This is a genomic window from Candidatus Frankia alpina (assembly GCF_902806485.1).
Lineage (GTDB): Bacteria > Actinomycetota > Actinomycetes > Frankiales > Frankiaceae > Frankia > Frankia alpina.
The window spans coordinates 1-5,574 of sequence record NZ_CADCWT010000276.1; the positions used below are offsets into that span (position 1 = coordinate 1).

The window sequence follows — 5,574 nt, forward strand, 5'->3', positions numbered from 1 at the left end:
CCCGACGTCGACCGACCCGACGTCGACCGACCCGACGTCGACCGACCCACCGCCGCCGTCCCGCTCGAAGACCGCGACCTTGTGCAGGTCGCGGGTGGGGTCGACGACCGCGTATCCGCCGTGCACCGTCGGCTGCACCCGCACGGTGCGCACGCCGTGTCGGCGGGCGGTCTCGGTCACCGGCTCGGGGCCAGGCGCGCCCAGCGGACCACCTCCCGCACCGCCGGCGACCGGCGGGCCGACCAGCTCGCGGGGCGCGTCGATGCTGACCACCGCGACGCTGGCGTCTCTACGGCCCGCCCGGCTCAGCCCGGGGCCGGCGAAGGAACCGGCGTGCAGGTTGGCCGGCAGCCGGATTCGGCCGACGGCCCAGGCCGGCGCCAGGTCGTGGTTGTCGAACAGCGGACGGCCGTGCTCGGCGGCGATCCGGCCGCCCGCGACCACCACGTCGGGCGGCGCGGTGCCGGCGAGGGTGGACACCACCTGCAGATCGGCCAGCCGGGCGGGGGCGATGGAACCCAACATCGAGTCCAGGCCGTGCACCCGTGCCGGAAGCAGGGTGGCGTGCCGGATCGCGTCGATCGGGCCGATGCCCTGGCCGACGGCGAGCCGCACGTCATGGTCGAGATGGCCGTGGGTGGCGAGCTCGGTGACCGTCCTGCTCCTGATCGGGCCGGGGGTGCCCAACGCCCAGCGCAGTGCGGCTGCGTCCGCCGCGGGCCCCGTGCCCAGCGCGGACAGGCCGCCCACCCCGGTCCCGGACGGCGCCGGGGTCACCTCGACGATCGAGGTGGTGGTGGGCGAGGCGGGTGGGACCGCCGGGTGGGCGGCGGCCGGTGGGACGAGCGGAGGCGGAGCGGGGAGCGGGAGGTCGGCGTTGGGCGGCAGGGCATCGCCCGAACGGAGCAGTACCCGCAGCGGCGTCGCGGAGCCGGTGGCGAGTTCCGCGCCCCGGGCCCCGGCGAGGGCGAACAGCGTCGACGGGTCGGTCAGCAGCGTCACCGTCCCGGGGGGGGATGAGCAGTCGGGCCAGCTCGCCCGCGCTGAGCAGCGTCTCCTCTACCCGCAGCCCGGCGTCGACGTAGGCGGGGACGACGTAGCGGCCGGCGGCGTCGAGGGAACGCCGCCCGTTGAGCACCCCGGGCCTGGTCACGGCGGCGATGTAGCGCCCGACGATTAGGATGTCGCGGTTGACGACGGTGCCGTTCTGAACTACCACGACCAGCCCGCCGCGCACGACCAGGTCGGCGTCCTCCTCGCCGTCGGCGACCCGGCGCAGGCGTTCCAGCGTGGCGGGCGAGGGAGCAAGCCGGTCCGATCGGCCACCGGGAGGTGCCCGATCGGACCGGCCGGATCCAGCCGGGGGTCGCGCCGGTCCGCGCCGGGGATCATGACGGGTGACTCCGTTCTGGCGGGTGCCCGCGGGTATGTGGCCGAACCGACGGAAGCCGTCCGCGTCGGCCGGCCGCATGCCGCCATCAGCCGGGGTCCGAGGCTGGTGCATTCGACGTTCAAAAGCAGCCCTTCGTCCACCGGCCGACGCCGGCGGCGCATGTACGGACGGCAGACAGGGAAGGCGGCCGCCCGGAAACTTCGCGTAAATCACGCCGATTTTCGTTATATCCCAGCGGAAACACCAGATACGCCGCGGGAGGGCAGGCCGGGGGGCGACAACGGGCACGACGGAGAACCGACTGCCCCAGGATCGCCCGTCCGGACGATGCGGGAGGTGCAATCGACGGCACCATTGCGGTCATCACAATCCTCTCTACCTGCCAAGACCCGAGTTCGGCCCGTATCGCGCCAGGACGATCGCCTCGATGAAGCCCACGATGGCGTACAGCGCGATGCTCGCCACGGTGATCACGACCACCGAGGCCCACACCCCGCCGTAGTCGAACGTCTGCTGGGCGCGCTGCATGTAGTAGCCGAGCCCCTCGCCGGTCGCCAGCCACTCGGCGAGCAGCGCCCCGATGACCGCGCCCGGGACTGCGATGCGAGCGGAGACGAACAACGCCGGCAGCGCGCTGGGCAGCGCGACCTTGCGCAGCACGGTCACGGGACCGCCTCCGTAGGCGAGGACCAGGTCGGCGGCGGCCGGCGGGCCGGACCGCAACCCGAAGACCAGGTTCACCAGCGACGGGAAGAACACGATGATGCCGACGGCGGTCAGGCCCCGCCCGAAGATCAGGGTGAGCAGCGGAATCATCGCCGCCAGCGGCACCGACCGCAGCATCATCGCCACCGGCATCAGCGCCCGTTCTACCGAGCGGAACAGCACGAAACAGACGGCGACGACGATCGCCGCCACGGTGCCCGCCAGATATCCGACCCCGGCGTCGCCCAGGGTGTGCCACAGCCCGTCGAGGATCGTCCGGCGGCTCTCGGCGGCCTTGTCGGCCGTGAACAGGTACGTCCACACCGCCTGCGGGTCCTTGGCCACGAGCGGATCAAGATCGAACACGGCAATGAACGCGTACCAGAGGCCGACGATCACGGCGGCGGACGCGACGGCGGACAGCACCGTGCGGCCGACCCGCAGCAGGATCGCGGTGAGCAGCACGTGCACGCCGCGCCCCGGGGCCGGCAGCGGCGCCGAGGCGGCCGAGGCCGGTTCCACGTCGGTCGCCGTCGGGGCGCCAGCCGTCACTGCCCGCCGCCCGGGTTCCCGCGCGGCGCCCACGGGGTGAGCAGCCGAGCGACGAGTGCGGTCAACGCATAGCCCAACCCGGCGACCGCGGAGGCGACCACCGCCAGCGCCCACGTCCGCGGAACCTCCAGGGCCTGCTGGGAGTGGACCATTGCCACGCCGAGCCCCCGGTCGGCGCCGAGGTACTCGCCGATGATCGCGCCGAGGACGGCCGCCGGCGCGGCGAAGGTACTCGGCAGGGCGGCCCGCAACCGGATGTACCGCATCTGCTTCCAGGCACCGCCGCCGCTGGCCCGCACGACGTCGAGGCTCGCCGGATCCGCAGCCCGCAGCCCGCAGCCCGAGCAGGGTGCCGACCATCGTCGTGAAGAACACGGAGATGCCAGCCAGGGCGATCTGCGGGGTGCTGCCGTCGAACACGGTGGTGAGGATCGGTCCGATCGCGATGATCGGCAGGCAGTAGGACGCCACCCCGATCTGCAGCAGCACCCGCTCCACCACCGGCACCCCGAAGAACACCACGGCGAGGCCGATGGCCAGGCCGTTGCCGATCAACCAGCCCTTCGCCGCGATCTCGACCGTCGACTTCGCCGAGATCCACATGAGCCGGTGGTCGTCCCACAGCGCCCGCACGACCTCCCACGGGGTGGGCACCACGCCGCCGTTGTCGAGCACGGTGATCGCGAGCACCCACCACAACGCGAGGAGCCCGACGATGCCGGCCGCGCCGCCGATCCAGGACGACCGGTCGGTTCCCGTCCCGTCCCCGCCGCGGCGGCGCCCCGCTCCGGGAGCGCCCGGCCCGTCCGATCCCCCGGGTCCGCCCGGGCCGCCGCCGGTCGCGCCGAAGGCTGCGTCCTGCAGGGTCGTCATACTCCGCTCCGAGCGGGGCCGCCCGCCGTCGCCGCCGTCCCTGCCATCGCCGCGGTCTCTGCCGCGGGCTCGCCGCCGGCGAACAGCAGCGCCGACAACTCGTCGTGCAGTTCGTGGAACCGCGCCGAGCGCAGCATCTCCGGGGTGCGCGGCCGGGGCAGGTCGATGTCGACCAGCGCGCAGATGCGGCCCGGTCGGGCGCTCATCACCGCGACGGCGCCGGAAAGGATCACCGCCTCGGGGATGGAGTGGGTGACAAGCAGGGTGGTCGTGGCCCGTTCGCCCCAGATCCGCAGTAGCTCGAAGTTCAGCCGCTGGCGGGTCATGTCGTCGAGGGCGCCGAACGGCTCGTCGAGTAGGAGGATCCGCGGCTCGACGACGAGGGCGCGCGCGATCGCGACCCGCTGCCGCATCCCGCCGGACAGCTGCGCCGGGCGGGCCTTCTCGAAGCCGGTGAGCCCCACCAGCCGGATCAGGTCGGCGATCACCGCCCGGTCCGCCTTCGCCCCGGCGACCTCCAGCGGCAGGCGGATGTTGGACTCGACCGAGCGCCACGGCAGCAGCGCCGAGTCCTGGAAGGCGATGCCGAGATGGTGGCCGCGGCGGGCGGCCGCCGGGGGCTCCCCGTGCACCAGCACCTCACCCGCGCTGGGCGCGTCGAGATCGGCGAGAATGCGCAGCACCGTCGACTTGCCGCAGCCCGACGGCCCGATGAGCGTCAGAAACGAGCCCTCGGCGGTGGCGAGATTAACGTCGTCGAGGGCAAGCACGGACTTGCGGCCGAGACGGAACTCCTTGCACAGGCCCGCCACTTTCACGCCGGAGCCGGAGCCGGAGCCGGGGGCAGGTACGCGGGGAGCCGACGGTCCCGGGACCGCCTCCGACATGGGCGTGGCGGCTGCGCTCATACGAGTTCCGGCTTCTCCTTGTACAGCTCCCGGATGATGGACAGATCGAACAGCTTCTCCGCGGTGATGTCGACGCCGGCGAGCTTGAGGGTGGCGATGTTCTCTTCGACCAGGGTGTCGGTGAGTGTGAACAGCCCGTTCTTCTTCGTCTCCGCGGTGAGGATGAGCTTGTTCTGGTCGGTGCTCTCCAGGCCCTGTTCCTTCTCGTCCAGGCCGAGATCCTTGCCGTAGACGGTGGCGGCCAGCCTGCCGCCGAGCGAGGCGTCGGCGGTGGCGTCCTTCCAGCCGCGGATCTCGGCCGTCAGCGCCGCTTTCACCTTGTCGCGATTCTTCGCGATCGACCCGTCGGTGACCATGAAGGTCTCCGAGACGAGCGGATAGTTGTGATCGGCGAGCAGAAATGTGGTGACGTCGAAACCCTTGACCCGCAGCAGGTTCGGTTCGTTCGTCACGAACGCGAACCAGCCGTCGACCGTTCCGGTGGTCAGCGGCAGCGGGTCGAACTCGACCGGCACCTTCGTGATGGACGACGGATCAAGCTTGTTCGCCTTCAGAAACGCCGACCAGACCGACTCATTCGTCGCCTGCACGCCGATCTTCTTGCCGACCATGTCCTGCGGCGTCTTGAGGGGGCTCTTCGCCAACGACAGTATGGCGAAGGGGTTCTTCTGGTACTGCGCACCGATGATCTTCAGTGGGGCGCCCTGGACGATCGCGGTCCCGGTGATGTCCGGTGAGGAGATTCCGATGAAGGCCTTTCCGGTGGCGACGTCGGTGTCCTGCGGCGTCGCCGACGGGCCGCCGGCGATCAGGTTGACGCCGGAGAAACCCGCCGCCTTGTAGTACCCGCGCTGGTCGGCGACGTACTCGCCGGCGAACTCCGCGTTCTTGATCCAGGACAGCCGCATGCTCAACGTGCCGAACGAACCGGCACCGGCACCACCCGAGGCCGAGTCTCCGTCGTCGTCGCTGCCGCATGCGGCGAGCAGACCGCTCCCGCCGACGGTAAGCAGAGTCGCTCCCACACCCCGGCGGAGAAAACCTCGCCGATCCAGACCTGTTGTCACCAAACCCCCATCGGCGTCGTCTCGGACCAGGGCCTCGGGAAGATCGTTCTAGGTTGCGATCTGCTACGCGGAGTAT

5 protein-coding genes are annotated in these 5,574 nt (G+C 71.6%); all 5 read right to left on the reverse strand.

The genetic code is table 11. The annotated features are described in order from the left end of the window. The coding region (locus tag G6R25_RS28075; protein WP_235949260.1) for an amidohydrolase family protein at positions 1 to 1,002 on the reverse strand (1,002 nt) is incomplete at its 3' end. A gap of 766 nt (positions 1,003 to 1,768) precedes the next feature. Continuing rightward, positions 1,769 to 2,590, reverse strand: a complete 822-nt coding sequence (locus tag G6R25_RS20705; RefSeq protein WP_419469394.1) for an ABC transporter permease — start codon at positions 2,588 to 2,590, stop codon at positions 1,769 to 1,771. Between the two features lie 56 nt (positions 2,591 to 2,646). Further along, complete coding sequence (locus tag G6R25_RS31985) at positions 2,647 to 2,949, reverse strand: ABC transporter permease subunit (RefSeq protein ID WP_336502228.1); 303 nt, start codon at positions 2,947 to 2,949, stop codon at positions 2,647 to 2,649. 570 nt (positions 2,950 to 3,519) lie between these two features. After that, positions 3,520 to 4,431, reverse strand: a complete 912-nt coding sequence (locus tag G6R25_RS20715) for an ABC transporter ATP-binding protein (RefSeq protein WP_163554264.1) — start codon at positions 4,429 to 4,431, stop codon at positions 3,520 to 3,522. After that, positions 4,428 to 5,498 carry an ABC transporter substrate-binding protein gene (locus G6R25_RS20720; RefSeq protein ID WP_136449654.1) on the reverse strand — a complete coding sequence of 357 codons (1,071 nt, stop codon included), beginning with the start codon at positions 5,496 to 5,498 and terminating at the stop codon, positions 4,428 to 4,430. The genes G6R25_RS20715 and G6R25_RS20720 overlap by 4 nt, the downstream gene beginning before the upstream one ends. Between the last annotated feature and the right edge of the window lie 76 nt (positions 5,499 to 5,574).

What these genes read in the sequence shown, in the direction of transcription:
- G6R25_RS20715 (WP_163554264.1), bottom strand. Translation starts at nt 4,431, where the DNA reads ATGAGCGCAGCCGCCACGCCCATGTCGGAGGCGGTCCCGGGACCGTCG.